Below are 2,383 nucleotides of genomic sequence, written 5' to 3' on the forward strand. Positions count from 1 at the left end.
TCGCACACTTTTAATTTGGTAAATATTTATTATCTTTACGCTTAATCAACGCAACAAAACTTTATACAACAACGTTAGGGTACATTTACAAAAACCAAGAAAACATCAATGAGATTAACAATATTAATAGCTACTTTCCTTCTATCGCAATCGACCTTTTCTCAGTCAATAGCAAGTTATAATAGCAATGCTACCAAATACGAAAAAAACGCAAATTTTGCTCAAATTATTGAAAAAACGAGTTTTTATAATTCGGACGGAATTAAAACGGAAATTGAGCATAAGGACTTCAATGAATCAATGCAATTAACAAGCCTAAAAAGGTTTGATGATAAAAATAAATTGATTTGGCTAAATATGTATAAGTATGATAGTTTGCAAAGGAGAGTTAGACTTGACAACAAAAGATGGATAAACATAATTGGATATCAAACAAAACACACTGAATATAAATATGATTCAATTGGCAATTTTGTGCAGATAGATTATAATTCCCAAAAACAGATTTCGAATATCGCTCAATACTTCTTGGACAAAGAAAAAAACTTAATAAGACTTGAGAACTTTAATGGAAGTGGAAATTTAATAGGTTATGAAACTGCAAATTACGATTTAGAAAATAACATCGTCGTCGTTAATCAATATAACAATAAAAACGAGCTGATTAATTCTAATAATAGAGCTATAAGTCATTCAGGAGAGGAAAAACAAAAGACTTCAAATAAATATAATGAACAAGGAGATTTAATATTTTACAAAAGAAATTGGAATGACAATGATAATGTTTGTTATACAATTGAATATAAGTATGACAAAAAAGGAAATTGGATTTCAAAAAAAAGATATAGCCATATTCAAACTGAAAGCGGAAAGCTGAAAAAGAAAAAAACAAAAATGGTTAAAACGAGAAAAATAAAATATAGAGAATAAAAAACGTACCCTAACACCGTATATAATTTATTGCTAGTTCTAGCCTACTTACGAAAATCCTCGCGGATTTTCTATTCGGTTTTTATTTGCTAAATTAGGTGCTTAAAACACGCAACAAACCATATACAACAACGTTGCCAAATATAGCTCGCTCACTCAGACGGAAAAAAGGAATAAAGAGAAAAAAACGAAATTTTAAAATTATGGAACACTCTCTTACTTATAGCAATTTTTTAAAAATTGTGGAATTTAATAAAAGTAAAAAAATACTCAAACGCTGAAATCAAAATTGCGGAATATTTACTCAAATGTTAAATTAGAAAGTTTGCGGAATTGAGATTGTCTAGAAAATCAGGAAATGTTGAATATTTTAGAATTTAAAACAGAGAAATGGAATTTAAAAATTACGTAATTTGGCTTGTTTGAGAAAATTATAAGATTTTGAATTTTAGTAAATTAAAACAGAAAAAGTATTCCAAAATTGCGGAATTTTTACTGACACGTGAAAAATAAAAAAACATAAGAAAAAGAAAAATAAACATAATTGTGAAAAACGCTACATTTGGCAACACCGTATAAATTTTATTGCTATTTATGGTTTATTTTGGAAAATTCTCGCACACTTTTAATTCAGTAAAATTTATTAACTTTACGCTTAATCAACGCAACAAAAGTTTATACAACAACGTTGTAAACAATACAAAATGAAAATCGGAATAAGAATAATATTTATCGTTTTTTTTACTATTTGTAGTTGTAAAACAAAACAAGTTGAGAAAAAGGAACCGAATAAAAATGCACCAAAAGTTGAATTTTCAGATTATGATTTAGGAAAAAGTGATTTACCAAAACTAAAAAGACAAATTAATGATTATGAATTTGTCTTTACTATGAAACAATTGGAAAAATTGACTTTAAAAATTCGTGAATTTGAGAAAAACACAACAAATCAAATAGTAATCGTTTCAATAAAATCTATTGGAAAATATAAAGACTTTGACAAATTTGCTCTTGATTTATCAAATTATAACGGAATTGGTTTGAAAGAGAAAAATAATGGACTTTCTATTATTTTTAGTAAAAACTTGAAAAAAATTAGAATTTCAACTGGAACTGGAACTGAAAAAATTCTGACTGATGAGATTTGTAAGAAAATAATTGACCAAAATATTATTCCTGAATTTAAAAATGGAGATTTTTACAATGGTATTGAGAAAGGTTTGAATAAATTAATTACAAAATGGAAATAAAGTACTGTTTACAACACCGTATAAATTTTATTGCTGTTTTTGGCTTATTTTGGAAAATTCTCGCACACTTTTAATTCAGTAAATTTTATTAACTTTACGCTAAATCAACGCAACAAAACTTTATACTGTACTTTCCTGAAATAGGTTGACTAAAAATTAAACACTTAATTGTAGTCACTTATGAAAACACAAAAAGAACCCTG

2 protein-coding genes are annotated in these 2,383 nt (G+C 26.5%); both read left to right on the top strand.

Going from position 1 to position 2,383, the window contains the following annotated elements:
• The first annotated feature begins 108 nt into the window (after positions 1-108).
• Complete coding sequence (locus Q0762_RS13845; RefSeq protein WP_298767719.1) at positions 109-930, top strand: hypothetical protein; 822 nt, start codon at positions 109-111, stop codon at positions 928-930.
• Between the two features lie 704 nt (positions 931-1,634).
• On the top strand, positions 1,635-2,180 hold the full coding sequence (locus tag Q0762_RS13850) for a YgcG family protein (protein ID WP_298767721.1): 546 nt from the start codon (positions 1,635-1,637) through the stop codon (positions 2,178-2,180).
• Positions 2,181-2,383: the final 203 nt, after the last annotated feature.

This window comes from uncultured Polaribacter sp. (genome assembly GCF_947495205.1).
In the GTDB taxonomy this organism is placed as follows: Bacteria; Bacteroidota; Bacteroidia; order Flavobacteriales; family Flavobacteriaceae; genus Polaribacter.